This is a genomic window from Streptomyces sp. TAA204 (assembly GCF_000424965.1).
The window spans coordinates 637597-661306 of record NZ_AUKW01000001.1; the positions used below are offsets into that span (position 1 = coordinate 637597).

General features: G+C 69.6%; 27 protein-coding genes and 2 pseudogenes. 18 read left to right on the forward strand and 11 right to left on the reverse strand.

Annotated features, from left to right (window positions below; translation table 11 throughout):
* Positions 1-222 precede the first annotated feature (222 nt).
* From H343_RS0102775 to H343_RS0102790, 4 genes are all read left to right on the forward strand, one after another.
* Positions 223-1482 carry an ROK family transcriptional regulator gene (locus H343_RS0102775; protein ID WP_078504939.1) on the forward strand — a complete coding sequence of 420 codons (1260 nt, stop codon included), beginning with the start codon at positions 223-225 and terminating at the stop codon, positions 1480-1482.
* Positions 1483-1603: 121 nt separating this feature from the next.
* Positions 1604-2119: a helix-turn-helix domain-containing protein gene (locus H343_RS28510; RefSeq protein WP_078504962.1), complete on the forward strand. Its 516-nt coding sequence runs from the start codon at positions 1604-1606 to the stop codon at positions 2117-2119.
* A gap of 29 nt (positions 2120-2148) precedes the next feature.
* A complete protein-coding gene (locus tag H343_RS33820) occupies positions 2149-2850 on the forward strand; it encodes a hypothetical protein (protein ID WP_028429896.1) in 702 nt (233 codons plus the stop codon).
* Between the two features lie 218 nt (positions 2851-3068).
* Complete coding sequence (locus tag H343_RS0102790; RefSeq protein ID WP_037901888.1) at positions 3069-3395, forward strand: DUF2516 family protein; 327 nt, start codon at positions 3069-3071, stop codon at positions 3393-3395.
* 151 nt (positions 3396-3546) lie between these two features.
* Here H343_RS0102790 and H343_RS0102800 read toward each other — a convergent pair whose 3' ends face one another.
* Both H343_RS0102800 and H343_RS0102805 read right to left on the reverse strand, forming a co-directional pair.
* Positions 3547-4992: a response regulator gene (locus H343_RS0102800; protein ID WP_028429898.1), complete on the reverse strand. Its 1446-nt coding sequence runs from the start codon at positions 4990-4992 to the stop codon at positions 3547-3549.
* Positions 4993-5189: 197 nt separating this feature from the next.
* On the reverse strand, positions 5190-6248 hold the full coding sequence (locus tag H343_RS0102805) for an NlpC/P60 family protein (RefSeq protein WP_028429899.1): 1059 nt from the start codon (positions 6246-6248) through the stop codon (positions 5190-5192).
* Positions 6249-6645: 397 nt separating this feature from the next.
* Between H343_RS0102805 and pstS the strand changes: the two genes are divergently transcribed.
* The 4 genes from pstS to pstB all read left to right on the forward strand — a co-directional run bounded on the left by pstS (position 6646) and on the right by pstB (position 10885).
* Positions 6646-7761, forward strand: a complete 1116-nt coding sequence (gene pstS / locus H343_RS0102810; protein ID WP_028429900.1) for a phosphate ABC transporter substrate-binding protein PstS — start codon at positions 6646-6648, stop codon at positions 7759-7761.
* Between the two features lie 153 nt (positions 7762-7914).
* Positions 7915-8970, forward strand: a complete 1056-nt coding sequence (gene pstC, locus H343_RS0102815) for a phosphate ABC transporter permease subunit PstC (protein WP_078504940.1) — start codon at positions 7915-7917, stop codon at positions 8968-8970.
* 14 nt (positions 8971-8984) lie between these two features.
* Positions 8985-10052 (forward strand): phosphate ABC transporter permease PstA, encoded by a 1068-nt coding sequence (pstA, locus tag H343_RS0102820; RefSeq protein ID WP_486586763.1) that lies wholly within the window; start codon positions 8985-8987, stop codon positions 10050-10052.
* Positions 10053-10108: 56 nt separating this feature from the next.
* Positions 10109-10885 (forward strand): phosphate ABC transporter ATP-binding protein PstB, encoded by a 777-nt coding sequence (gene pstB / locus H343_RS0102825; RefSeq protein ID WP_028429903.1) that lies wholly within the window; start codon positions 10109-10111, stop codon positions 10883-10885.
* A gap of 189 nt (positions 10886-11074) precedes the next feature.
* On the opposite strand, the gene H343_RS0102830 is transcribed toward pstB, so the two are convergent.
* Positions 11075-12070, reverse strand: coding sequence for an inorganic phosphate transporter (locus H343_RS0102830; protein WP_028429904.1), 996 nt, complete (start codon positions 12068-12070; stop codon positions 11075-11077).
* A gap of 6 nt (positions 12071-12076) precedes the next feature.
* On the reverse strand, positions 12077-12697 hold the full coding sequence (locus H343_RS0102835) for a DUF47 family protein (RefSeq protein WP_028429905.1): 621 nt from the start codon (positions 12695-12697) through the stop codon (positions 12077-12079).
* 262 nt (positions 12698-12959) lie between these two features.
* On the opposite strand from H343_RS0102835, the gene H343_RS0102840 reads away from it, so the two are divergent.
* The gene (locus tag H343_RS0102840; protein WP_028429906.1) at positions 12960-13334 is read left to right on the forward strand and encodes a metal-sensitive transcriptional regulator; all 375 of its coding nucleotides are present in this window, start codon (positions 12960-12962) and stop codon (positions 13332-13334) included.
* A gap of 330 nt (positions 13335-13664) precedes the next feature.
* Here H343_RS0102840 and H343_RS28515 read toward each other — a convergent pair.
* A pseudogene (locus H343_RS28515) lies at positions 13665-13898 on the reverse strand (hypothetical protein); the annotation flags it as partial.
* A 149-nt stretch (positions 13899-14047) separates the two neighbouring features.
* A complete protein-coding gene (locus tag H343_RS0102850) occupies positions 14048-14932 on the reverse strand; it encodes an SCO4651 family lipoprotein (RefSeq protein ID WP_028429907.1) in 885 nt (294 codons plus the stop codon).
* A gap of 95 nt (positions 14933-15027) precedes the next feature.
* On the opposite strand from H343_RS0102850, the gene H343_RS33825 reads away from it, so the two are divergent.
* Complete coding sequence (locus H343_RS33825; RefSeq protein ID WP_078504941.1) at positions 15028-15225, forward strand: hypothetical protein; 198 nt, start codon at positions 15028-15030, stop codon at positions 15223-15225.
* Between the two features lie 58 nt (positions 15226-15283).
* Here H343_RS33825 and H343_RS0102855 read toward each other — a convergent pair whose 3' ends face one another.
* Positions 15284-16018: a phosphatase PAP2 family protein gene (locus tag H343_RS0102855; RefSeq protein ID WP_028429908.1), complete on the reverse strand. Its 735-nt coding sequence runs from the start codon at positions 16016-16018 to the stop codon at positions 15284-15286.
* A gap of 354 nt (positions 16019-16372) precedes the next feature.
* Positions 16373-17365 carry a C40 family peptidase gene (locus H343_RS0102860; RefSeq protein WP_486586754.1) on the reverse strand — a complete coding sequence of 331 codons (993 nt, stop codon included), beginning with the start codon at positions 17363-17365 and terminating at the stop codon, positions 16373-16375.
* 153 nt (positions 17366-17518) lie between these two features.
* On the opposite strand from H343_RS0102860, the gene H343_RS0102865 reads away from it, so the two are divergent.
* The 4 genes from H343_RS0102865 to H343_RS0102880 all read left to right on the forward strand — a co-directional run bounded on the left by H343_RS0102865 (position 17519) and on the right by H343_RS0102880 (position 19696).
* Positions 17519-17827 (forward strand): hypothetical protein, encoded by a 309-nt coding sequence (locus tag H343_RS0102865; RefSeq protein WP_028429910.1) that lies wholly within the window; start codon positions 17519-17521, stop codon positions 17825-17827.
* 96 nt (positions 17828-17923) lie between these two features.
* Positions 17924-18568, forward strand: a complete 645-nt coding sequence (locus H343_RS0102870; RefSeq protein WP_028429911.1) for a class I SAM-dependent methyltransferase — start codon at positions 17924-17926, stop codon at positions 18566-18568.
* Positions 18565-18810, forward strand: a complete 246-nt coding sequence (locus H343_RS0102875) for a DUF397 domain-containing protein (protein ID WP_028429912.1) — start codon at positions 18565-18567, stop codon at positions 18808-18810. The genes H343_RS0102870 and H343_RS0102875 overlap by 4 nt, the downstream gene beginning before the upstream one ends.
* Before the next feature lie 55 nt (positions 18811-18865).
* On the forward strand, positions 18866-19696 hold the full coding sequence (locus H343_RS0102880; RefSeq protein ID WP_028429913.1) for a maleylpyruvate isomerase N-terminal domain-containing protein: 831 nt from the start codon (positions 18866-18868) through the stop codon (positions 19694-19696).
* A 45-nt stretch (positions 19697-19741) separates the two neighbouring features.
* On the opposite strand, the gene H343_RS33440 is transcribed toward H343_RS0102880, so the two are convergent.
* Both H343_RS33440 and H343_RS0102890 read right to left on the reverse strand, forming a co-directional pair.
* Positions 19742-20377, reverse strand: coding sequence for a Uma2 family endonuclease (locus tag H343_RS33440; protein WP_051264479.1), 636 nt, complete (start codon positions 20375-20377; stop codon positions 19742-19744).
* Positions 20377-20829, reverse strand: a complete 453-nt coding sequence (locus H343_RS0102890) for an ATP-binding protein (RefSeq protein ID WP_037901898.1) — start codon at positions 20827-20829, stop codon at positions 20377-20379. The genes H343_RS33440 and H343_RS0102890 overlap by 1 nt, the downstream gene beginning before the upstream one ends.
* 222 nt (positions 20830-21051) lie before the next feature.
* On the opposite strand from H343_RS0102890, the gene H343_RS0102895 reads away from it, so the two are divergent.
* The 4 genes and pseudogenes from H343_RS0102895 to H343_RS0102910 all read left to right on the forward strand — a co-directional run bounded on the left by H343_RS0102895 (position 21052) and on the right by H343_RS0102910 (position 22205).
* Entirely contained in the window at positions 21052-21246 is a 195-nt protein-coding gene (locus H343_RS0102895) for a DUF397 domain-containing protein (RefSeq protein ID WP_028429915.1), read from the forward strand.
* 51 nt (positions 21247-21297) lie between these two features.
* Positions 21298-21528 (forward strand): annotated as a pseudogene (locus tag H343_RS35760) (Scr1 family TA system antitoxin-like transcriptional regulator); the annotation flags it as partial.
* 11 nt (positions 21529-21539) lie between these two features.
* Positions 21540-21734, forward strand: coding sequence for a DUF397 domain-containing protein (locus H343_RS0102905; RefSeq protein WP_028429917.1), 195 nt, complete (start codon positions 21540-21542; stop codon positions 21732-21734).
* A gap of 30 nt (positions 21735-21764) precedes the next feature.
* Entirely contained in the window at positions 21765-22205 is a 441-nt protein-coding gene (locus H343_RS0102910) for a VOC family protein (protein WP_028429918.1), read from the forward strand.
* Positions 22206-22245: 40 nt separating this feature from the next.
* On the opposite strand, the gene H343_RS0102915 is transcribed toward H343_RS0102910, so the two are convergent.
* Positions 22246-22968, reverse strand: coding sequence for a hypothetical protein (locus H343_RS0102915; protein WP_158679500.1), 723 nt, complete (start codon positions 22966-22968; stop codon positions 22246-22248).
* Between the last annotated feature and the right edge of the window lie 742 nt (positions 22969-23710).

Sequence of the window (23710 nt, forward strand, 5' to 3'; positions counted from 1 at the left end):
CGGGGGACGACGGGCGGGGTGCTGGGTCCGGTGGCGGCTCAACTGTCATGTCATGGCCTTCCGGAGTCGTGTGGCGGGACTGACGGCAGGGGCGCTGATCCGGCCGGCACACGGCAGTGACTGCCGGAGCGGGGCCGTGGAGGGGTGCGTCGACGAGGGACGCGAACACCGCGGCCGTTTATATAAGTGGCCTTTATTTAATATCGGGTAGGCTGGCAGGCCATGCCGAGCACGTCAACAGATGTGGCGGACTCCGCCTACGTCCGCAGGCTGAACGCAGTCCGCGTACTGGCAGCACTGCGCGCGGGCCCGGCGCTGTCCACCAGCGAGGTCATCTCGGCCACCGGCATGTCACGGCCCACCGTCCACGCCGCGGCGCAGCACCTGATCGACCTCGGCTGGGTCACCGAGGCCGAACAAAATCCCGAGCCGGGCCCCGCCCGCCGCGGGCGCCCCTCACGGGTCTTCGCCTTCCGCGCGGACGCCGGCCACGTACTCGGGATCGACATCGGCGCCCACACCGCACGCGCCGTCCTCGCCGACCTGCGCGGTGAACCGGTCACCGACGGACAGATCGCCTTCGAGGACCCGGACATCCGCCCCCGGGAGCGGATCGCTCTCGTCCGCGACCTCGCCGCCACCACCGTGCGCGATGCGGGCTTCGGGTCCGGACACGTCCTGTCTGTGTGCGTGGGCACCAGCGGCACCATCAGCGACGCCGGCGTCGTACGCCATCGCACCGGAATCCCCGGCTTCCTCGGCCTCGACCTGCGCGCGGCCTTCGAGACGGACTTCGGCCGGCACGTCACCGCCGAGAACGACTGCAATCTCGCCGCGGTGGCGGAACGCTGGCGGGGCGTGGCCACAGGCACCGACGACGTCGTCTGCCTGCTGGCCGGCGAACGGCTGGGCGTGGGCGTCTTCACCGGCGGCACACTGCTGCGCGGCCACCACAACAAGGCCCGCGACCTGTCCTTCCTCAAGCTGATGCCCGACGCCACGCCCTCCGGCATCGCACTCCTCGCCCGCGAGCGGGGAACCGAACTGGTCGCCGGCCTTGCCCGGCAGCCGGCCGCCCCCACCGCCGGCACCGCGGGAGCCGTCCTCTACGACCTCGTGGAGGGAGACCCGCGACGCGTCGATGCCGAAACCGTCTTCCGAGCCGTCCGTGAAGGCGACGCCGCGGCATCCGAGATCCTCGACCACGCCCTCGCCTCCGCGGCGCGGGCCGTCGCCACGCTCTCGATGATCCTCGCGCCCGAACTCATCGTCATCAGCGGTGCCGTGGCCGCCGCGGGGGACGTACTCCTCGAACCACTGCGCAAGCACGTCGAGAGCATCACGCGCGAGGTGCCGCGACTGGCCGCCTCCCCTCTCACCCACCGGGCCGTCGTCACCGGCGCCCTCCACCACGCCCTGCAGCAGGCGCAGACCCACTACCTCGACACACTCGCCCGGGCACCGCGGCGGGCCACGCCGTGACGTCCGGGCACCGGGTGCCGCGCTCGCACCCGGCACCGGGCGACTCATCTCACACCGGACAGCGACACACTTGCAAGCGCGGCGCTTGCAAAAGTTAGCAAGAGCGGGCATGGTTGACGTCATGGCATCCCTGAACGTCGGCAATGTGGGTGAGTTCCTGCGTGAGCAGCGGCGCAACGCCCAGCTCTCGCTGCGGCAGCTCGCCGACGCCGCCGGGGTGTCCAACCCGTACCTGAGTCAGATCGAGCGCGGCCTGCGCAAACCGAGCGCCGACATCCTCCAGCAACTGGCGAAGGCTCTGCGGATCTCGGCGGAGACGCTCTACGTACAGGCCGGGATCCTCGACGAGCGGGAACGGGAGGATCTGCTGCAGGTCCCTGCCGCCATCCTCGCCGATCCGTCGATCAACGAGGGGCAGAAGCAGGCGCTGCTCCAGATCTACGAGTCGTTCCGCAAGGAGAACGGGCCCGTGGAGCAGTCCGAGGGCACGAAGGAGGCCCCGGACACCGAGGGCCCCCAGGACGCCGTGAACTCCACGAACACCGTGAACACCACGAACACCGGGGACGCCGAGGACAAGGACGTCCAGGACATCCGGGAAGACGAAGCAGCGGCCCCCGAGGCCGGCGCCCGATAGCACTCCGTCCATCAGGGAGAGACCTTTTCATGTCCAGCACCGACGACCTCCGCAAGACTCTCACCGACCCCAAGCCCCTCTACTTCGCCGCCGGTGTGCTCGACAAGATCCGCGAGGAGGCTCCCGAGCGGATCGCGGCCGTACGGGCGACGGACCCCAAGGAGGTCCAGGCGCGGGTGACCAAGCAGGCCAAGGAGACCCAGGCCAAGGTCAGCGAGACGCTGGGCGGCATCGACACCGACATCAAGAAGCTGCGGGAGCAGGCACAGCACCTCGCCCTGCAGAGCGTCGGCGTCGCCGCCGAGTACGCCGTCAAGGCCCGTGAGACCTACGACGAGCTGGCCGACCGCGGCCGGGGCGCCGTGAAGAACTGGCGCGGCGAGGAGGAGGCCCCTCAGGTCACCGTCGAACGCGAGCCGGTCAAGATCGCCGAGCCGCCGGCCGAGCCGCGCGGCAGCCAGTCCGCGGCGAAGACGCGGGGCCAGGGTCAGGCCGGGGGCCAGACCCGGAGCCAGAGTGGCACCAAGTCCACCGGTTCGGCATCGTCTGCCGCGAAGTCGACGGACTCCGCCGCCCGTAAGACCACGACGGCGAAGACCACCACCGACTCCAAGCCGGGCACGAGCGCGAGCACCGCGAAGTCGTCGAGCGCCTCGAAGACGAGCACCTCGCAGACGAGCGCCGCGAAGACGAACGGGAGCAAGAAGAGCAACCCCAAGTCCGGCTCCTGAGCCGACCGGCGGCGGCCGGCTCGCCGGGCCACTGACCCGGCGAGCCGGCCAGTCGTCCGCCGGGCCGTTCGCCGGGCCGTCCGCCGGAGCGGGACCGGGCACAGCCCGGACTACCCGGTCCGGCGAACGGGTACGGTGGCAGGACAGGCTGGCCGCCTGGCGTCAGGTGACCGGCCGGTCCGACAGAGGGAATCAGCACTCACAGGGACGTGGACGAAATGCTGCAGGGATTCTTCGGGGTGCTGGGCCTGATCTCCGTGGTCCTGCTCGCCATGGCGGTCTTCGCGTTCATCGACGCGTCGCTGCGCCGTACCGACGCCTACCCGGCGGCCAGCAAGCAGACCAAGGTGTTCTGGCTGGTCATCCTCGGTCTGACGATTCCCGTGAACTACTTCCAGATCCTCTTCCTGCAGGTCATCGGGCTGATCGCGACGATCGTCTACATCGTCGACGTACGTCCCGCGCTCAAGCAGGTCACCGGGGGCGGCCCCCGCAGGGGCGGCAGCAGCAGCGACGGGCCCTACGGGCCGTTCAACGGCCGCTGAAGCGCGTCGATCACAGGGGCCACAGGGACAACAGGGGCCGCGGGCAGCTCAGTCACCGCGGGCACCTCAGCCATAACGGGCGCCTCAGTCACCAGGGGCAGCACCGCGACCGTCATGAGCACACACTGCCGGAGCCCGGTCTCCCGCCGGCTCATTTGCGGTCGAGCAGCAACACCGCCACGTCGTCGGTGAGTTCACCGCCGTTGAGCCGCCGCACGTCTTCCATCGTGTCGTCCAGCAGCCTCTCGCCCTGAGCGCCCTGCGCCATCCGGCCGGTGACGATGTCCACCATCCCCTCCTGGCCCAGGCGCCTCCTGCCCTCGCCCACCCGGCCCTCGATGAGGCCGTCCGTGTACATCAACAGGCTCCAGGCTCTGCCCAGTTCGACCTGACGCCGGGGCCAGCGCGCGTTGGGCAGCACACCCAGGGCGGGCCCGCTGTCGTCGTACGGGAGCAGCCGCGGCGCCGAGCCGCCCGCTCCGGCGACCAGGGGCGAGGGATGTCCGGCCAGGCACACTCCGGCCCGCCGTCCGTCGGGGGAGATGTCGACCGTGCAGAGCGTCGCGAAGATCTCGTCGCTCGCGCGCTCGTTTTCGAGCACCTTCTGCAGAGTGCCGAGCAGTTGGTCGCCGCACAGGCCGGCGAAGGTCAGCGCCCTCCACGCGATGCGCAGTTCCACGCCCAGCGCCGCCTCGTCCGGGCCGTGACCGCACACGTCACCGATCATCGCGTGGACCGTTCCGTCGGCCGTGCGCACCGTGTCGTAGAAGTCGCCGCCGAGCAGCGCGCGGGAGCGGCCGGGCCGGTAGCGGGCGGCGAAGTGCAGGTCGCTGCCCGCGAGGAGAGGCGTGGGAAGCAGTCCGCGCTCCAGACGGGCGTTCTCCTGGGCGCGCAGCCTGGATTCGGTGAGCTGCCGCTGTGCGAGGTCTGCGCGTTTGCGTTCGACGGCGTAGCGGATGGCGCGGCTGAGCAGGCGGCCGTCGAGTTCGTCGCGGAAGAGATAGTCCTGGGCGCCGACGCGTACGGCTTCCGCGGCCCGCTGGGCGTCGGCGCCCTCGGTGAGCACCAGCACGGCGTGCCGGGGCGCCATGCGCAGGACGTGCCGCAGCATCTCCAGTTCGTCCGGGGCTGGGGCATCCGCTCCGGGGGCGTCCGCACCGGGGGCGTCCGTACTGGGGCCAGGCGTTGCTCCCGTGCCGGTGGCACCGGTGTCGCCCGGGCCCCGGCCCGCACCGCCCGGTCCCTGCTCCGGCTGTGCCTCCGGTGCGTCGGCGCCCTGCTCACCCGTGAGCGCCAGGTCGAGCAGGATGCACTGAACGTCGTCGGTCAGCAGGCGTTCGGCCTCGGTGAGATTGCGCGCTGTGCGTACCTTGACGCGGTCGCCGGCCGCCCCTGACGCCTCGCCCGGCAGGTGGCTGCCCGCAGTGTCCAGCATCTCCGGGACGCTGCGGCCTCCGGTGCGGCTGTCCTGGATGACGAGCAGCGTCAGTCCGCTCTTCGTGGCGGCCCCGGACCGCCCGGGCGCGCCGCCCTGATGCGGCACAGACGCGCGTGGCGGCGTGGACAGGGCGTCCTCGCGTGGCACGCCTACGGGCATGTGCGCTTCCTTCCCTCCCCCCGAGGGTGCGGTCGCGTGCCAGTCGGCACACCACCGGGCCCGGCCCGCGGCGCGTTCACGACTGCGCCTGCGCATGCCGGGCTGTCCACGGACTTTAGCGCCCCCGCACGTACGGATGGAATGGCTGGAGGCAATCCGCCCCTGTCATATGCCCTTGTCCTGTCGGGGTTTCGCCCCTATTCGTCCGGGCGGACCACTCCCTTGATCGGAAGCGACCCCGCGCCCTCGATGGTGATCTGGCGGCCGGTGCGCGGGGCGTGAACCATCTCGCCGCCTCCCACGTACATCCCGACGTGGCTCGCGTCCCCCTTATAGATGATCAGGTCGCCGGGGCGCATGTCCCTGACCTTCACACGCGGCAGCCGCTTCCACTGCTCCTGGGACGTCCGCGGGATCTCCTCGCCCGCCGCCTCCCAGGCGCGCAGCGTCAGCCCGGAGCAGTCGTAGGTCAGCGGGCCCTCGGCGCCCCACTCGTAGTCCTTGCCGATCTGGTTCGTGGCGTAGGCGATGGCGCGCTTGCCCGCCTCGGACGCCTTGCCGGTGATCTCGTCCAGGACACCGGACTTGAGCCACTGGGACTGGCGCGCCCAGGCCGCTGCGTCCTCCAGCTGCCGCAGGCGCTCCAACTCGTCCTCCGCGAGCTGCGACTCGAGATCCTCGGCCTGCTTCAGCTCCTTCTCGATCTTCTTCTTCGCCGCCGCCTTGCGCTTCCGGTTCCCCTCCAGCTTGCGCAGCTTCGACGACGCCTCCTCGGCGTAGTCGTCGAGGTCGGACTTGGTGCGGGTGAGGGTGCTGATGACGCCCAGAGCGGCCCGCTGCCCCTTCCGCATGACCACGGCGTCGCGCATGAACGACTCCGGGTTCTCGCGCAGCACCAGCCGCGCCTCGTCGGGCATGCCACCGCTGCGGTACTGGGCGCGTGCCAGGGCGCCGGCCGTCTTCCGGTACTTCGCGCGGCGTTCGCGCAGTCCGTCGATCTTCTTCTCCAGCGCCTTGACGGCCTTCGCCTGTTTCTCGGCCCGCTCCTCGGCGCCGTTGTAGGCGTCCGTCGCGGACTCCGCCTCGTCGTGCAGGCGTGCCACGCGCTTGTGGATCTCCTCCAGGCTCTGCCCGCCCGGTCCGCGCCCGTCGCCCGGGTCCTCGGGGGCCGCGTACGCGCTTCCCGCCGCGGGGGACGCCAGCACCCCGAACGCGCACACCGCCACCAGCATCCGACGATTCGCCGTCCTGCCCACCAGGCCCCCTCGAAGGTCGCGCGCCTGCCGTCCCCGGCCGCAACGGATTGCGTCAACTCCCGCCGACTCAGCGGATGGTGCCACGCTCTTCCGCGATGCGACAGGCCCCGCCGCCCAACGCGGGGGCACCGCGGCCGTCCTCCGGGAGCGCCGGTCCGGACTCCCGGCCAGGTCCGTACCCGCCGGTAGGGACGGGAAACCGAACGCCCCGGCATCACACAGCGCCACTGGGCCGACCGCCGAGGTTCACCCTGCGTTCATTCGGTGCCGTGGGCCGCTTCACCTGATCTGTCTAATTTCAGCCTTACGGAGCGCGGCATGCCCGCACTCCGCGACAACCGACAGAAGTTTCGCGCGCCGCCCCACCGGCGGGCTCCAGGAAGGAAACCGAACGAAAGTGATGCTTCAGCGCACGAACCGGCTTCGCGCCCTCGCTCTCGGCGCCGTCGCGGTCTCCGGCGCCCTGGTACTCACCGCCTGCGGCTCGGACAACAACACCAGCAAGACCACCGAGAAGGCCGCCGCGGACATCAAGTGCGACGGCAAGGGCAAGCTCCTGGCCTCCGGCTCCACGGCGCAGAAGAACGCGGTGGACGCCTGGGTCAAGAACTACCAGGCGGCGTGCAAGGAAACCCAGATCAACTACAAGGACATCGGCTCCGGCGGCGGCATCCAGGAGTGGCTGCAGGGCACCACCTCCTTCGCCGGCTCCGACTCCGCCCTCAAGCCCGAAGAGGTCGCCTCCTCCAAGAAGGTCTGCAAGGACGGCCAGGGCATCAACCTCCCGATGGTCGGCGGCCCCGTCGCGATCTCCTACAACCTCTCGGGCGTGGACGACCTCGCCCTGGACGCGCCCACGCTCGCCAAGATCTTCGACTCGAAGATCAAGAAGTGGAACGACCCGGCGATCAAGAAGCTCAACCCGGGCAAGGAACTGCCCAGCACCGACATCCAGGCGTTCCACCGCTCCGACGAGTCGGGCACCACCCAGAACCTGGGCAAGTACCTGGGCACGGCCGCCAAGGACGACTGGAAGTACGAGGACGAGAAGTCCTGGCCCGCCAAGGGCGGACAGTCCGCCTCCGGCTCCGCCGGGATCGCCCAGCAGCTGAAGCAGACGGACGGCTCCATCGGCTACTTCGAGCTGTCCTACGCCACCGCGAACGACCTCGACAGCGTCAAGATCGACACCGGAGCCGGCGACCCCGTCGAGGCGACCCCCGAGAACGCCTCCAAGGCCATCGCCGACGCGAAGGTCATCGGCAAGGACAAGGACCTCGCGCTCGAGCTGAACTACGACACCAAGGCCGAAGGCGCGTACCCGATCATCCTCGTCACCTACGAGATCGTCTGCGACAAGGGCAACAAGAAGAGCACCCTCGACGCCACCAAGTCCTTCCTGACCTACACGGCCAGCGAGGACGGCCAGAGCACCCTCACCAAGCTCGGCTACGCGCCGATCCCCGAGGAGATCGCCAAGAAGGTGCGCAGCACCATCCCGGAACTGTCCTGAGCTCTGTGAGCCCGGGCTCCCGGTCCCAGACCGACGACGCGTGAGACGGCCGGCCCGGCACCCCAGGGCCGGCCCCCACGCCTGATCAGCAACCCATCCGGTGCACCGCCGCCAGGGGAACCTCCGAACGTCCCCACCCAGACCGGAGACACCATGGACATCTCACGTACTTCCGAAGCGCCACCCACCCGGCCCCCGGACGATCCCGACGGTCCCGCCGCCGCTCCCGCGCCCTCCCCGCCCGGTCCCGAGGCGGAGCCCGCGCAGGTCAAGGGTCAGGCCGTGCACCCCGGGGACAAGGTCTTCCGCGGGCTCTCACGCGGCTCCGGCATCACGCTGCTGGTGATCATGGCCGCCATCGCGGCGTTCCTGGCCTACCGCGCGTCGATCGCGATATCCCAGAACTCGGTCAACTTCCTGACCGCCTTCGAGTGGAACCCCCAGGGCGACCCGCCCGCGTTCGGCATCGGCATCCTCGCCTTCGGCACGGTCGTCAGCTCACTGATCGCGATGATCATCGCCGTGCCCGTCGCCGTCGGCATCGCGCTGTTCATCTCGCACTACGCGCCGCGCAGGCTCGCCGCGCCGCTCGCGTACGTGATCGACCTGCTGGCCGCCGTGCCCTCGATCATCTACGGCCTGTGGGGCGCGCTCTTCCTCGTCCCCTACCTCGACGGCCTCACCCGCTGGCTCGACCAGTTCCTCGGCTGGACCGTGATCTTCGAGATGTCGAACCCGGGAAGCCCGGCCCGTTCCATCTTCACCGTCGGCATCCTGCTGGCGATCATGATCCTTCCGATCATCACCAACGTCTCCCGCGAGGTCTTCCTCCAGGCGCCGAAGATGTACGAGGAGGCGGCGCTGGCCCTCGGCGCCACCCGCTGGGAAGTCATCCGGATGTCGGTGCTGCCCTTCGGGCGTTCCGGGATCATCTCCGCCTCGATGCTCGGCCTCGGGCGCGCGCTCGGCGAGACGATGGCCGTGGCCACGGTCCTCTCCCCCGGCTTCGTCTTCACCTGGCACCTGCTCGACCCCGGCAGCGGCACCTTCGCGCAGAACATCGCCGCGAAGTTCAACGAGGCCGACGAGTTCGGGCGGGACGCGCTGATCGCCTCCGGCCTCGTCCTCTTCGTCATCACGCTGCTCGTCAACGGCGCGGCCCGCTACATCATCGGCCGCCGCAAGGAGTACTCGGGGGCCAACGCATGAGCGACAACGCACTGATGGACAAGCCGCAGGTCACCGGCCCTCCTCCGGGGACCGCACCGCTCGCCCGCCGGCGCATGCCCCGCTGGTCTCCTCCTGCCGTCGCGCTGGTCTCGGCCGCCCTCGGAATCGGCGCCGGCAACGCCGCCGGCTGGGAGAGCCGCACCCAGTGGGGCCTGCTCTCCGCGCTGCTGTTCGTGGTCATCACCTATGTGGCCACGAGCGTCGTCGAGGACACCCGGCAGGCCAAGGACCGGGTGGCCACCAGCGTCGTCTGGGTCTGCTTCGCGGCAGCCGTCGTCCCGCTGGTCTCCCTCGCCTGGACGACCGTCAGCCGCGGCGTGAAACTCCTCGACGGCTACTTCCTGTCCCACTCCATGGGAGGCATGACCAACCTCGAAGAGGGCGGCGGCGTCTACCACGCACTGCTCGGCACCCTCGAACAGGTCGGTCTCGCCACGCTCATCGCCGCTCCCATCGGCCTGCTGACCGCGATCTACCTCGTCGAGTACGGACGCGGCCGGCTGGCCCAGGCCGTCACCTTCTTCGTGGACGTCATGACGGGCATCCCCTCCATCGTCGCGGGCCTGTTCGTGCTCGCGTTCTGGAACCTCGGCCTGGGCTTCGGGCCCTCCGGGTTCGCGGGCTCGATGGCGCTGGCGATCCTGATGATGCCGGTCGTGGTCCGCTCCACCGAGGAGATGCTCAAGCTCGTACCGAACGAACTGCGCGAGGCGTCACTGGCGTTGGGCGTCCCCAAGTGGCGCACGATCCTCAAGGTCGTACTGCCCACATCCGTGGGCGGCATCGCCACCGGTGTGATGCTCGCCGTGGCACGCATCGCCGGCGAGACCGCGCCCGTCATGCTGCTGGTCTTCGGCAACCCCCTGATCAACCCCAACCCGTTCTCCGGCGCGCAGGAGTCCCTGCCGCTGTACGTGTGGAACCAGTACAAGCTCGGCAACGAAGCCAGCATCGACCGTGCCTGGGCCGGAGCACTCGCCCTCATCGCGTTCGTGATGCTGCTGAACCTGCTGGCGCGCGGGATCGCCCGCTGGAAGGCGCCCAAGGCGGCGGGACGTTGACGGACACGCCCCGCGCCCCCATGCAGCACTCCCCGCAACCGGAAAGGGCCAAAGCCATGGCCAAGCGAATCGACGTCAGCGGCCTCACCGCCTTCTACGGCGGTCACCGGGCCATCGACGACATCTCCATGAGCGTCGAACCCCGCTCCGTGACGGCCTTCATCGGCCCTTCCGGCTGCGGCAAGTCCACCCTCCTGCGCACCCTCAACCGCATGCACGAGGTCACCCCCGGCGGCCGCGTCGAGGGCAAGGTGATGCTGGACAACGAGGACCTGTACGGCACCCACGTCGACCCCGTCGCCGTACGCCGCACCATCGGCATGGTCTTCCAGCGCCCCAACCCCTTCCCGACGATGTCGATCTACGACAACGTCGCGGCGGGGCTGCGGCTCAACGGCGAGCACCGGAAGAAGGACCTGGACGGCATCGTCGAGAAGTCCCTCAAGGGCGCCAACCTCTGGAACGAGGTCAAGGACCGCCTGAACAAGCCCGGTTCGGGTCTCTCCGGCGGTCAGCAGCAGCGGCTGTGCATCGCCCGCGCCATCGCCGTCGAGCCTCAGGTGCTGCTGATGGACGAGCCGTGCTCGGCGCTGGACCCCATCTCGACGCTGGCGATCGAGGACCTCATCGGGGACCTCAAGTCGCAGTTCACCATCGTCATCGTCACCCACAACATGCAGCAGGCGGCACGCGTCTCCGACCGTACGGCCTTCTTCAACCTCTCGGCGGTCGGGCAGCCCGGCAAGCTCATCGAGATCGACGAGACCGAGCGGATCTTCTCCAACCCCTCGGTCCAGGCGACCGAGGACTACATCTCCGGCCGCTTCGGCTGATCCGCCGCCGACCGGCCGGTGGCCGGAGAGCCGCGCGGTGCTGCATGGCGGTGCCACCGCGCGGCTGCATGAGGCTCGCCCCCGGCTCTCCGGGGGCGAGCCCATGTCCGTACGTGCGCGCGTTTCGCCGGCTGCCGCCCGCGCGGGGCGCCGTACGTGCCGTGCGCGCCGTACGTGCCGTGCGTGCAGCTAGGCGAGGGTGAGCAGGATGGCCCAGTAACTGAGCGCCGCGACGGTCGCCGCGGCCGGCATGGTGATGAACCAGCCCATCACGATGTTGCCCGCGACGCCCCAGCGCACAGCGGAGAACCGCTTCGTCGCGCCGACACCCATGATCGCCGAAGTGATGACGTGGGTCGTGGAGATCGGCGCCTGGAACATGAACGAGGCCGTGTACATCACGGAGGCCGCGGTCGTCTCCGCCGCGAAGCCCTGCGGCGGGTCCAGTTCGATGATGCGGCGTCCCAGCGTCCGCATGATGCGCCAGCCGCCGGCGTACGTACCCAGCGAAAGCATCCCCGCGCAGGCGAACTTGACCCACAGCGGAATGGTGTTGCTCTGCTGGACGTCGGCGATGGTCAGCGCCATCACCACGATGCCCATGGTCTTCTGCGCGTCCTGAAGACCGTGCCCCAGGGCCATCCCCGCCGCGGAGACCGTCTGCGCTATGCGGAAACCGCGCTTCGCCCGGTGCGGGTTGGAGCGCCGGAAGAGCCACAGGATGATCACCATAGCGAGATAGCCGAGCAGCATCCCGACCAGCGGCGAGATGAACATCGGCAGGACGACCTTCTCGAGCACGCCCGTCCACAGGACGCCGATGCCGCCCGCCAGCGCCGCGCCCACCATGCCGCCGAACAGGGCGTGCGAGGAGGAGGAGGGCAGTCCGAAGTACCACGTGATGAGGTTCCACACGATCGCACCGGTGAGCGCGGCGAAGAGGATCGCCATCCCGCTCTGCCCGCTCGGCGTCTCGATCAGTCCCTTGCTCACCGTGTCGGCGACGCCGCTGCCCATGAAGGCGCCGGCGAGGTTCATCACGGCGGCCATCGCCAGCGCGGCGCGCGGCGTCAGCGCACGGGTGGAGACGGACGTGGCGATCGCGTTCGCCGAGTCGTGGAAGCCATTCGTGTATGTGAAGAAGAGCGCGACCCCGATGGTCACGATCAGAGCGAACGTGTCCACTGGTGGTCAGGACTCCTTGACGGCGATGGTCTCGACCGTGTTCGCCACGTGCTCGAAGGCGTCCGCCGCTTCCTCCAGCACATCCACGACCTGCTTGAGCTTCATGACATCCATCGCGTCGTACTTGCCGTTGAAGAGATAGGCGAGCAGCTTGCGGTGGATCTGGTCCGCCTGGTTCTCCAGCCGGTTGACCTCGATCCAGTACTCGGTGAGGTTGTCCATCGTGCGCAGATGCGGCATGGCCTCCGCGGTCAGCTCCGCGGCGCGCGAGAGCACCTCGATCTGCTGCTCGATGCCCTTGGGCAGGTCCTCGATCTCGTAGAGGACGACGAGATCGACGGCCTCCTCCATGAAGTCCATGATGTCGTCGAGCGAGGACGCCAGCTTGTAGATGTCCTCCCTGTCGAAGGGCGTGATGAAGGAGGAGTTGAGCTGGTGGAAGATCGCGTGCGTCGCGTCGTCCCCCGCGTGCTCCGCTGCACGCATCCGCTCGGCGATCTCGGCGCGTGCGGAGGATTCCGCCCCGAGCAGTTCCATGAGGAGTCTCGAGCCCGTGACGATGTTGTCCGCGGAGGCCGCGAACATGTCGTAGAAGCTCGTCTCCCTGGGGGTCAGACGAAAGCGCACTGGAGATCCTCGGGGTGCGTCGGTGACGGTCTCGTTGATGCTAAGTGCATCATCCGGCCACTGCGAGGCGGCCTCAGACAGTGTCGCGCATGGCGGACCGCGTACTGAACCGCCCTCCCCAAATCCGCTATGCTATACCCACGAGGGGTATCTTTCGGGCTCACTGAACGGGTCTTGGAACCGTACAATTCCGGCCATTGGCACCCATTCCATGCGCCGAGCACGACCCCGCCCGCGCCCGCCCTCAGCACCGGGAGGACCTATGACGACGGCCACCACACCCGACGGCGACGGCACCTCCGGCGAAGGCGTCACCACGGCCGGCGACCCCTGCCCGGCACACGCCGCCACCGGCGAACACGGCTACACCAAGGACAAGGACGCCCACCTCAAGCGCCTCCGCCGCATCGAGGGCCAGGTCCGCGGCCTGCAGCGCATGGTCGAGGAGGACGTCTACTGCATCGACGTCCTCACCCAGGTCTCCGCCTCCACCAAGGCACTTCAGTCCTTCGCGCTTCAGCTCCTGCAGGAGCATCTGCGGCACTGCGTGGCACACGCCGCGAAGGAGGGCGGCGCGGAGATGGACGAGAAGGTGGAGGAGGCCACGGCGGCCGTGGCCCGGCTGCTGCGCACGTAGAAGCGGCCCACGCGGAAGGGGCGCACGCAGAAGGGACGCACGCGGATGCGGCCCACGCGGACGGTGGTGCGCGGAGCGGGGAGGAACGGGCGACGGGGAACGGGCAACGGCGAGCGCCGGTGCGGAACTCCGGCCCTGACACCGGCGCGAGTGGTGAATCACACGCTGCCCGACGCCACGCGGCCGGCAGGCGTGCGACTCGGCGAGGCCCGGCACCGCCCTCCTCAAGGGCGCTGCCTCAAACCCGCTGCCTCAAAGACGCTGCCCCGAGGAGCGGCTGGCGCGTGGGGACTGCGCGGACCTGCCCGCACGGGCGGCCGGCGACGGGGACCGGGTCGCGGCGCGGTGGACCGACTGCCAGGCCGTCTCCTCCACTTCCCCCTGGACCGTCCCCAGCACCTCGTCGATGCGTGCGATGCTCAGACGTTCCTCACCGGCGGCCTCCGCCGCGGAAGCCGCGATCATCAGCTCACCGCACAGCTCGATCTCGGCGAGGGCGACGTGATCCTGGACGACTGAACCCCGCGAACCACGTCCGGACGCACCGGGAACGCTGCCAGGCACACGTACCACCTCCTCGTGTATCCCCACAGTAGGGACGGGCGCACCCTCCGCGCATGGCAAATCCGAACCATTTCGACCCCACCAGCCCGGCCAGTGACCGCCGCCCCGGGGCCGCCCGCTCCGTCCGCCGCCGACGGGACGCCCGGCGGCTAGAACGGTGCGATCTTTCCGGAGTAGATGTCGTCAGGTTCGGGCATCACGACCTTCACCGGCGTGCCGAAGCCGTAGAGCCACGTCGTCGACGAGACGGTGACCCCCGCGTCCCCGGCGGCGCCCGGCTCCTCGGCTGCCCGCCCGCTGCGCGTACCACCGGCGAAGGTGAACTGATGTCGAATCTTCCGGAGGCGCCCCTGCCCATCGATGTCCGCGTCAAACGGCACCGATCCACCGGAGAACCCTTCGGCCGCCGCGGCCAGCTGTTCACGCCAGTTCGGTGACGCCGCCCGCGCCGCCGACGCCAGGTCCACCGTCCCCCGGTAGCGCCGCACCCTCTCCCCGCCGACGTCCCGGCGGCCCGCGTAGGTCACCTCTCGTGCGCCGCGCAGCAGTTCGGCCGCGCTGACCGGGTCGGTCGCACCCGCCGTGACCAGATTGCCGTCGCTCAGCCCGGTGGTGTCCACCCGCACCCACTTCCCGTCCGGCACACCCGCGCCCCGGTTCTTCATGTACAGCGCCCGGGGCACGACGATCTCCGTGACCGGCCGGCGCTCGCCCGGCCGCGCGCCCGAAGTGCCCTCGGGGAGCCGGACGATGAGCTGCCCGCGCCGCTTGCGGTAGTCGAAGCTTCCCTTGCCGTCCACGGCGATCCGCGTCCCGCCGCTCTCCATCGTCATCGAGGTGCGGGTGCGGGAGGTGCCGTACCTCTTGAGCGTCTCCGCCACCGACCGGACGGCCTCACGCGGGCCCGGCTTGTCGCTGGCGGCCGCGGTGCCGTTCTCGGAGCAGCCGGTCCCCAGGAGCAACGACGCGCCGACAGCCGCCGCCGTGACGGGAGCGGTCCAGGAGTGTCTGCGCCCGTGCCACCGCGCCACCATCGTCTCCCGGCCCCCAACAAGCGCTCTGTTCCTGGGATTCGATGCCTTAACGACCGGCCGGGGCGGGCCGTCACGGGGACGGATACGGTTGTCACGTGGTAGAGCGAACGCGCGAGGGCACGGAGCCGGAGCAGGCCGGACACCACACGTCGACGGTCGAGCGCGGCGCCTTCGTCCACGCTCGCTGTTCCTGCGGGTGGCTGGGCCCCGCCCGCAGGGCGAGATACACCTCACACGCCGACGCGGCGGCACACACCTCCCGCGCGGAGGGCCGGGAGCACGGACAGCGCTGAACGGGCCGGCCGCCGGGGTTCCTGCTGCCCGGCCGGCAGAGTCCGGCCCGGCCCGCGGTTACGCCGCCAGGTCGCGGTCGTCCCGGACCTCTCCGGGGCGTCGCGGGCGCTTCGCGCTGGGACCTGAGCCGTCCCCGGCGCCGTCGGCCTCCGCCGCAGCGCCGTCCGTCCGCCCCGGCCCGGCCCACACCACAGCGCCCAGCCGCGGCGAGTTCCCGGCCGTACGAACCAGGGGCGTCAGCATCCACATGGCCGCGGGCGCCAGCAGCAGCGCGACGGCCGTGCCCAGCGCGAACCCTCCGATGACGTCGGTCGGGTAGTGAACGCCCATGTAGATACGGCTGATTCCGGCCGCGAAGGCCAGCACGACGGCCACCAGCCCGTAACGGCGGTGGACCATGAAGACCCCGACGGCCAGTGCCATGGCCAGAGTCGAGTGGTCACTCACGAACGAGTAGTCGGTCTTCCCCTTGATGAGCACCTCCAGCCCCCTGTGTTCCAGGAAGGGGCGGGGCCGCTCCACGAACCCTCTGATGGGGATGTTCACCAGCAGCGCGACAGCGGCGGCGAGCGGCGTCCACACCAGACCGGCGAAGCCGGAGACGGCTTCCTCCCGGGAGCCGCTGCGGCGCGTACCCCGCCACCAGGCGAGGAGGCCGAGGAGGACGAGCGCGAGGACGATGCCGTACTCGCCCACGTATTCCATGATTCTGTCGGCCCAGGTCGGTGCGGCCTCGGCGAGACCGTTGATCTCGTAGAGAAGTCCGACATCCGGGTCGTCCCACACTGCCATCGTGATGCCTGACCTCTCACTCTGCTCTGCTCGTGGCTCGTCCGCCGCGTTACCGACCCCCGTCGTCACAACTGCGGAAGTTGTCCTCCCGCCTCATACAGAACGCCACTTGACGCTTCGGGCGTTCCGGTCTTACCGAACGATCACCCGGACGTTATCGAAGGGTGATCGTCTTCCCAGCTCAGGAGCCACCTCCTCACGCAGCGTTCCGAATCGCTCACTCACATCCGCACGCTCTTCTCACGTGCCCGCCATGTACTTCCGTCCGCACAGGCCGTATCCGCGTGCGCGCACGTCCACGCTCTCCCGTCCGGCCGTCGCCTCTCACCCGTCTCCTCTCACCCGTCTCCGCCTTCAGTCGGCCGTCGGCCGGGTCGCGCCGAAGTACTTCGGCGTGTCGATGGGATCGAAGCGGATCTTCGCCCCGGTGTAGGGCGCGTTGATCATGTGACCGCCGCCCACGTAGATGCCGACGTGGTCGATGGAACGCGAGTTGTTCAGGTCCGTGGCGAAGAAGACCAGGTCCCCGGGCAGCAGTTCGTCACGCTTGGGGTGCGGGCCGCTGTTCCACTGGTCGTTGGCCACCCGCGGCAGGGTGATGTCCACGCTCCTGTACGCGGCGAGGGTCAGTCCCGAGCAGTCGAACCGGCCGCCCTGCTCCGGGGTGCCGTTGCCGCCCCACAGATACGGCGTCCCCAGCTTCTTCTGCGCGTAGTAGATCGCGCCGGCGGCCTGCTTGGACGGGTCGACGCGGCCCTTGGTGGAGGCGAAGGACTGCTCCATCTTGCGGATCGTCGACACGTAGTTCTTCGTCTCGCGGTAGGGCGGCACACCCGCGTACTTGATCACGGCGTACGCCCCCGCGTTGTACGCGGCCAGCATGTTGTCCGTCCGGTCGCCGGGGGCGTCCTCGACGTACGACGCCAGCTTGCAGTCGTAGGTCGCGGCCGAGGGGATCGCGTCCTTGGGGTCCCACACGTCGCGGTCGCCGTCGCCGTCACCGTCGATGCCGTGCGCCGCCCAGGTGCCGGGGATGAACTGCGCTATGCCCTGGGCCTGCGCCGGGCTCTTCGCATCGGTCTTCCAGCCGCTCTCCTGGTAGAGCTGCGCGGCCAGCAGCGCCGGACTCAGCGCCGGGCACAGCGAGCCCCACTTCTGCACGAGCGCCTGATACGCGTCGGGCACGGCGCCCTTGGCCAGCCCCACGCCACGGCCGCCGCCGAGACTCGCCGCCGTCACGTACGTCCCGACCACGAGCAGCGCCAGAAAGCCGGCGAACAGCCCTAACCCGCCGCCGACACCCAGCAGCCAGACCTTCCTGCGCCCCGCACCTCGCACCCGCACCACTCAACCATCCCCCATACGGGCGTCGTTCACTGCCCATCCCGTCCGACTCATGACAGAATCCAAGTAGGCGTGCCCACGCGCGCCGGGCATCCACACCCGGGATACATTCCCAGCGTTCATCCTCAATCTCCGACATGGGGCGGTGAGTTCACCATGTTTCTGGCGGCCGACAAGGGCGACATCACCACCATCATCGGCGGAATCGCGCCCGACTGGGGCCCGTTCGGGTCCCTGGGCAACGAGGCACGGATCATGATCGAGGTGGTGATGGCGATCGCCATCCTCCTCTGCCTGGGCATCGCCATCTGGGGCGCGGCCAAGCAGCGCATCGGCGCCACGGCCCTGCGCGACACCTTCAGCGCCGAGCAGGGCAAGGGGTTGATCGTGGCGGGCCTGACGGGCGTCTTCATCATCGGCTCCCTCGGCACGCTCTTCACCATCGTCTACGGGATGGCCGTCTAGCGGGGCGAGTTCCAGCCACACACAGCACCCCCGGACGAAACGGGCGGACCGCAGCGGAACGGTCGTAGCAGACACCACGGACGGTATGGTCGGCCCATGGAGATCGTGAACCCCGCCCTCAACGACTATCTGCTGGCCCACGCCACCCCCGCCGACGACGTCCTGCGCGACCTCGTCGAGGAGACGCACCAGGTCGCCCCCGGCACGACGATGCAGGTGTCGCACGACGAGGGCGAGTTCCTCACGATGCTCGTGCGGCTCACCGAGGCGAGGTTCGCCGTCGAGATCGGCGTCTTCACCGGCTACTCCTCGATCTGCATCGCACGCGGGCTGCGCGAGGACGGACGGCTGCTGGCCTGCGACACCTCCGAGGAGTGGACGTCCGTCGCCCGCCGCTACTGGGAGCGGGCCGGCCTGACCGGCCGCATCGACCTGCGCCTCGCCCCGGCCGCGGAGACGCTTCGCTCCCTTCCCACGGACCAGGCCGTCGACTTCGCCTTCATCGACGCCGACAAGACCGGCTACCCCACGTACTACGAGGAGCTGGTCCCGCGGATGCGCACGGGCGGCCTGATTGTCCTGGACAACGTGCTGTGGGGTGGCCGCGTCGTCGATCCTGAGGCGCAGGACGCGGACGACCGGGCCATCCGGCAGATCAACGACACCGTCACGGCCGACGAACGCGTCCAGTCCGTCATGCTGCCGCTGCGGGACGGCGTGACGGTCGTGCGGAAGCGGTGACGACGGCGGGAGCGGGCGACGGCGCGGGAGGGCTCGCCTGGGTCCGGGCGACGGACGACCCCGACCCGCACTCCGTGTGCATCGAGATCGCGGCGGGCGCGGGGGGCCTCGTCCATCTCCGTCAGAGCGACGCCCCGGAGCGGGTCGTCACCACCACCCGGGCGAAGTGGGACGCGTTCGTACGCGGTGTCCGGAACGAGGAGTTCGACCACTTCGTGACCGGCCGGGACGGGGAGCGCTGAGCACACCCGAACAAACGGCACGCGGTTGTCGGTGCCGGTCAGTAGGGTCTCGGACATGCCCCACAGACTCGTGTTCGACCGCTGCTGCGACGAGATCGTCGAGCAGACACGCCTGTTCCGCGACACCCTCGGCAGCGCCTCCTCCGACGCCCGGGTCCCCTCGTGCCCCGAGTGGACTCTGCGCGAACTGGCCGTGCATGTGGGCAATGCCCACCGCTGGGCGGGCGAGATAGTCCGCACACGGGCCACGTCCTACCTCCCCGTCGAGGAGGTCCCCGGCCACGACGGGCCCGGCGCCTCTGCCTCTGCCTCTGCCGGCGACGACCCGGAGACCGACGCCGCGGCGCTGGACGCGTGGCTCGCCGAGGGCGCCCGCACACTCTCCGACGAGCTGCGCGCCGCCGGTGAAGACGCCACCGTATGGACGTGGTTCACGGAGCAGCGCGCCGGATTCTGGGCACGGCGGATGACGCACGAGACCCTCGTCCACCGCTGCGACGCCGCGCTGGCGGCGGGCGTCGAGTTCGAGGCGGACGCGGACGTCGTGGCGGACTGCCTGGACGAGTGGCTGGAGATCGTGACCAGCCCGCTGTCGGCGGAGCACAAGCCGGAACTGCGCAGGCTCGGCGAACGCGCTGGCGACACCCTCCACCTGCACGCCACCGACACCTCGCAGACGCTCGCCGCGGAGTGGCTGATCACCCTCGGCCAGGACGGCATCGGCTGGCGCCGCGCCCACGAGAAGGCCACGGTCGCACTGCGCGGGCCGCTCACGGACGTGCTGCGCGTCTTCATGCGGCGGCTGCCGCCCACCGACGGACGGGTCGAAGTGCTGGGCGACGCGGCGCTGCTGGACGCGTGGCTGGACGTGACCAGCTTCGAGTGACCGCGTACCGCCCGGGGTTCGGGCGCGGCTGCCCGATGCGGTGATTCAGCGTGTCTGCGTGGGCGGAGGCACGGCGGCGTAGCGGGGCAGCCCGACCGTGGGCAGCCGGTCGCTGTGGAGTCCGGCCGTGGGCACTCCGGCAGCCGTGAGAGGTACGGGGTCTCCGTACCGGCCCGTCCTGTCGAGCCAGTAGTGGCCCGCGACGGGCTCACTGTGGAGGGTCCAACTGCCGGATTCCGCATGCGGATCGATGACGAGAAGCGCCCGTACGCCCGCTGCCGCGTACCGGTCGGCGGCCATCCCGACGTCCTCTGCCGAGGCACCTGGGAGGACGACCTCGACGGCGATATCCACAGCCTGTGGATGAAGCAACGACTCGTCGGAGGTGAGGAATCGCACGGGACAAACACACAGGTCAGGCCTCACATACGCACCCGGCCAGAGGTCGGCCGCCACCGACACGCCTTCCACAGCCACCAGTTCCGGCGGCAGTCGGGGCGCGAGCCCCAGCCGGACGGCCCGCACGATACCGGCGTGCTTGCCCGGTCGCGGGCGCGGCGCGGGGTGCGCGGCGTCGATTTCGACCCGCAGGCCGAAACGGCGCAGCACCCGCGCGGCGGCACGCAGCCCGTCAGGGCCGAGCCGCACCGTACGGGCACGGACGCGCGATCCCGCACCCATCAGGCGAACCCCACCTGGAACCAGAGCGACTTCCCCGGCCCGGGCCCGTCGGGACACACGCCCCAGCGGGCGGCCAGGCCGGCGACCAGGCCCATCCCCCGACCGTCCACGTCGGCCGGTGCGGGCTTCCGTACCACGGGGAGGCCGGGCGCGCCGTCCCGAACATGGATGCGCAGCGAACCTTCCGGCACGCTGCCGGGCGCCGCGCCGGGAAGGCCCCACTCGGCATGCAGGCTGACGGGGTGCGGGCAGCCGCTCGCGGCGGAGGCGGTGACGGCGTTACTGACGCACTCGGACGTCAGCAGCACTGCCACATCGGCGAGTTCGGTATCAAGCGCGTACGCGCGGGCGGACGTACGCACGCTGTCGCGGCAGGTACGCACCCAGGCCGGGTCGGGCGGAAAGGTCAGTGAGAAGTCGGGCGCGCTGAGCACCCCGGGATTCGGGCACATGGGGTTTGGGTTCCTTCCGGATCGTTCCCGGTCTGTGCACTCGCCGGAGGGCATGGACACGCCTCAACTGCGGGCGGCACAGCGCAGTTCCGAGTCCCTCGGCGGATCGGACAACGCACCCTCCGCCCCGTTGACCCGAACGCGCGTCCGGAGTCTCATAACGTCGAGACTCGCTGAGCCTGATTCAGCACATCCTCTACAGCCTCTGAAGGAGCCGCTTCCATGTCCGAGTTGGCCTGGCAGAAATCCTCGTTCAGTGGAAGCGGCCAGAACGACTGCATGGAGATCGCCACCACGCCGGCGGGCGAACTGCGGCTCCGCGAGAGCGAGGAGCCGGGGAAAGTCCTCCACCCGGACCCGCACGCGCTCCGCGGCCTGCTGGCACACCTCAAGTCAGACGCGGACGACATCCGCTGAGACACACCCTCCCCGTGCCAGACTCCCGGCTCTGGCTTCCCCGCCGTCGGAACGCCGTTCACCCTCTTCGGCTCCACGCCGCCCGAATTGAGCACGGTCTATCTCGAACACGACGCAGGCTCGGTCTTCCTCGGCGACCACAGAGAAATCGGCCGTTACACGGAGATTTTCTCCAGTCTCTCGACGGTGGCCCTACCGCCCCTTGCCATGGACGCCGAACGGGAGTTCGCTACCAAGCGAGACTCGTACAGCCTCGTGCAGCACTTGGCATACATCCTCTGACAAGGGCACCGATGACTGAACTGAACTGGCAGAAGTCCTCCTTCAGCAGCGGCGACGGCAACACCACCTGCATCGAGGTCGCCGCCGCAGGGGGCTCACTCCACCTCCGCGAGAGCGAGGAGCCGGGGAAAGTCCTCCACCCGGACCCGCACGCACTCCGCGGCCTGCTGGCACACCTCAAGTCAGACGCGGACGACATCCGCTGAGACACACCCTCCCCGTGCCAGACTCCCGGCATGGACCAGCGCATCCACTTCGTCACGCTCGCGACCCCCGGCCTCGACGCCACGCGCGCGTTCTACCGTGACGGGCTCGGCTGGGAACCGCTCGTGGACGTACCCGGGGAGATCGTCTTCTTCCAGACGGGCCCTGGGCTGGTGCTCGGCTTCTTCGACGCGGAGAGGTTCCGCGAGGACCTGGAGAACACCGTGTCCGACCCGAGCACGACAGGCGTGACGCTGTCCCACAACGTCGACAGCCCGGAGGCCGTCGAAGCGCTCCTCGACACGGCCGTCCGGGCCGGCGCCCGCCTGGTCACCCCACCACGGCCTGTCCCGGCGTTCGGCGGCTTCCACGGGCACTTCGCCGACCCCAACGGCGTGATCTGGGAGATCTGCCACAACCCCGGCTGGAGCATCGACGCCACGGGCCGCGTCCACCTCGGCCCGCCCGGCTGACGAGACCGGTACGACACCGGCTCGGTACGGCTCAGCCCGCTCAGGCGGGCGACCGCACCTCGTCGCGCACCTTGTCGACCGTGTCGGCGAACGCGTCGAGGTCCACGTCCTGCGGGTCGCTGAGCATGGTGTCGTAACTGTTCTCGGCGACCATGCCGGCCGATCCCCTGTCGCCCCAGGCACACGCGGGCACGGACAACTTCTGGCCGTTCTCGCTCTTGGTCAGAACCTCGCAGGTGAGCGTCTCACCACCACCGGAAGGAGTGACCTCGCGGCGCGGCACGGCCACGTCCATGGAGGGGTCCTCCTCCATGTTGTCGAGCACCTTGTCGTCCGACTCCGTGTACGAATCGCCGCCGGTCGAGTCGGAGTTCAGCCCCGAGAAGAGCATCTGCTCCCGGGCTGAACTTCCCTGGTACATGGCCAGGAACTCCGCGTCGTCCGGGCCCAGTTCGGGGTTCTTCGCCTCCGCGTCGTCGGACATGTCCTTGGAGAGTTCGTACTCTCCGTCCATCAGGGTCTTCGGCAAGCTGACCTTGTAGCGCGGCGACGAGGAGACACCCGGCGACGACCCCCCGCTGGAGCGGAAACTCATGTTGCCGAACCAACTGAGCAGCATCAGCCCGGCGATACTCGCCGCGATGATCGCGAGCACCTTCCCCGCGTTGCCCTTCTTCGGAGGCGGCGGCCCCCAGCCACCACCGGGCCCCGGCTGTGGCCCGTACGGATACTGCGGCGGGTAGGGCTGCTGCTGTGGAGGCACTCCGTACGGCCCGGGCGCGGGGCCTTGTTGCGGCGGCACGGGCGGCGGCCCGTACGGCCCCGGGTGAGGCCCACCCGCCGGAGGCGGCGTCCCGTACGGCGACTGCCCATAACCGGGCGGAGGCGGAGGCTGCGTCACGTCTCTCTGTTCCTTCCCTCTCAAGGTTCGGCCGATGGTCACCTGCGAGCGCAGGGCCAATATCACGGCCACAGTTCAGCGGGCTCAACGATGATCCCACCGGCGTGCGTAGGCCATTACCCACAGAGAGGCGGGGCGAGGGACTACTTCTTCCACCGAAAGGAAACCGTGGGGAAGTTCTCAATCTGCTGGTATTCTGCACACTTCCCCTCAGCGCGCACGTCGAGTCACTGAGAACGGCTCACCGGCACGCACCTCGAATACGTACTCCTCGTAGATGATCGTGACACCCACGATCTCACCGACCTCGTTCCTCAACTCAGTCAATCCACTGCTTCGGCGCAACGAACATTCGGGAGTCACGCCAGGAATCGGACGATATTCCCACTGCTCTGCCGGGTGACACCATTTCGGCAATCTATTCCAGGCTTCGCGCCCTAAACGTAGCGTCCAGTCTGTAGCGGTTGTGAAAAGCACGGAGACGCCACCGCGGAGAGGAAATGCGACTGCTTCCGGATTTGCCTCCACCGAATCACCGTCAGGGATATAGTAAACCCCCCGAATATCAACGGTGTCATGCCTCAACATTTCGTCAAGCACTTGC

Excerpts from the sequence above, each read along its gene's own strand:
- H343_RS28510 (WP_078504962.1), top strand. The coding sequence starts at position 1,604 with ATGGCATCCCTGAACGTCGGCAATGTGGGTGAGTTCCTGCGTGAGCAG.
- H343_RS33440 (WP_051264479.1), bottom strand. The coding sequence starts at position 20,377 with ATGGGTGCGGGATCGCGCGTCCGTGCCCGTACGGTGCGGCTCGGCCCT.
- H343_RS0102790 (WP_037901888.1), top strand. The coding sequence starts at position 3,069 with ATGCTGCAGGGATTCTTCGGGGTGCTGGGCCTGATCTCCGTGGTCCTG.
- pstC (WP_078504940.1), top strand. The coding sequence starts at position 7,915 with ATGGACATCTCACGTACTTCCGAAGCGCCACCCACCCGGCCCCCGGAC.
- H343_RS0102905 (WP_028429917.1), top strand. The coding sequence starts at position 21,540 with ATGACTGAACTGAACTGGCAGAAGTCCTCCTTCAGCAGCGGCGACGGC.
- H343_RS33820 (WP_028429896.1), top strand. The coding sequence starts at position 2,149 with ATGTCCAGCACCGACGACCTCCGCAAGACTCTCACCGACCCCAAGCCC.
- H343_RS0102870 (WP_028429911.1), top strand. The coding sequence starts at position 17,924 with ATGGAGATCGTGAACCCCGCCCTCAACGACTATCTGCTGGCCCACGCC.
- H343_RS0102800 (WP_028429898.1), bottom strand. The coding sequence starts at position 4,992 with ATGCCCGTAGGCGTGCCACGCGAGGACGCCCTGTCCACGCCGCCACGC.
- H343_RS0102890 (WP_037901898.1), bottom strand. The coding sequence starts at position 20,829 with ATGTGCCCGAATCCCGGGGTGCTCAGCGCGCCCGACTTCTCACTGACC.
- pstA (WP_486586763.1), top strand. The coding sequence starts at position 8,985 with ATGGACAAGCCGCAGGTCACCGGCCCTCCTCCGGGGACCGCACCGCTC.
- H343_RS0102850 (WP_028429907.1), bottom strand. The coding sequence starts at position 14,932 with ATGGTGGCGCGGTGGCACGGGCGCAGACACTCCTGGACCGCTCCCGTC.
- pstB (WP_028429903.1), top strand. The coding sequence starts at position 10,109 with ATGGCCAAGCGAATCGACGTCAGCGGCCTCACCGCCTTCTACGGCGGT.
- H343_RS0102910 (WP_028429918.1), top strand. The coding sequence starts at position 21,765 with ATGGACCAGCGCATCCACTTCGTCACGCTCGCGACCCCCGGCCTCGAC.
- H343_RS0102855 (WP_028429908.1), bottom strand. The coding sequence starts at position 16,018 with ATGGCAGTGTGGGACGACCCGGATGTCGGACTTCTCTACGAGATCAAC.
- H343_RS0102880 (WP_028429913.1), top strand. The coding sequence starts at position 18,866 with ATGCCCCACAGACTCGTGTTCGACCGCTGCTGCGACGAGATCGTCGAG.
- H343_RS0102775 (WP_078504939.1), top strand. The coding sequence starts at position 223 with ATGCCGAGCACGTCAACAGATGTGGCGGACTCCGCCTACGTCCGCAGG.
- H343_RS0102895 (WP_028429915.1), top strand. The coding sequence starts at position 21,052 with ATGTCCGAGTTGGCCTGGCAGAAATCCTCGTTCAGTGGAAGCGGCCAG.
- H343_RS0102840 (WP_028429906.1), top strand. The coding sequence starts at position 12,960 with ATGACGACGGCCACCACACCCGACGGCGACGGCACCTCCGGCGAAGGC.
- H343_RS0102865 (WP_028429910.1), top strand. The coding sequence starts at position 17,519 with ATGTTTCTGGCGGCCGACAAGGGCGACATCACCACCATCATCGGCGGA.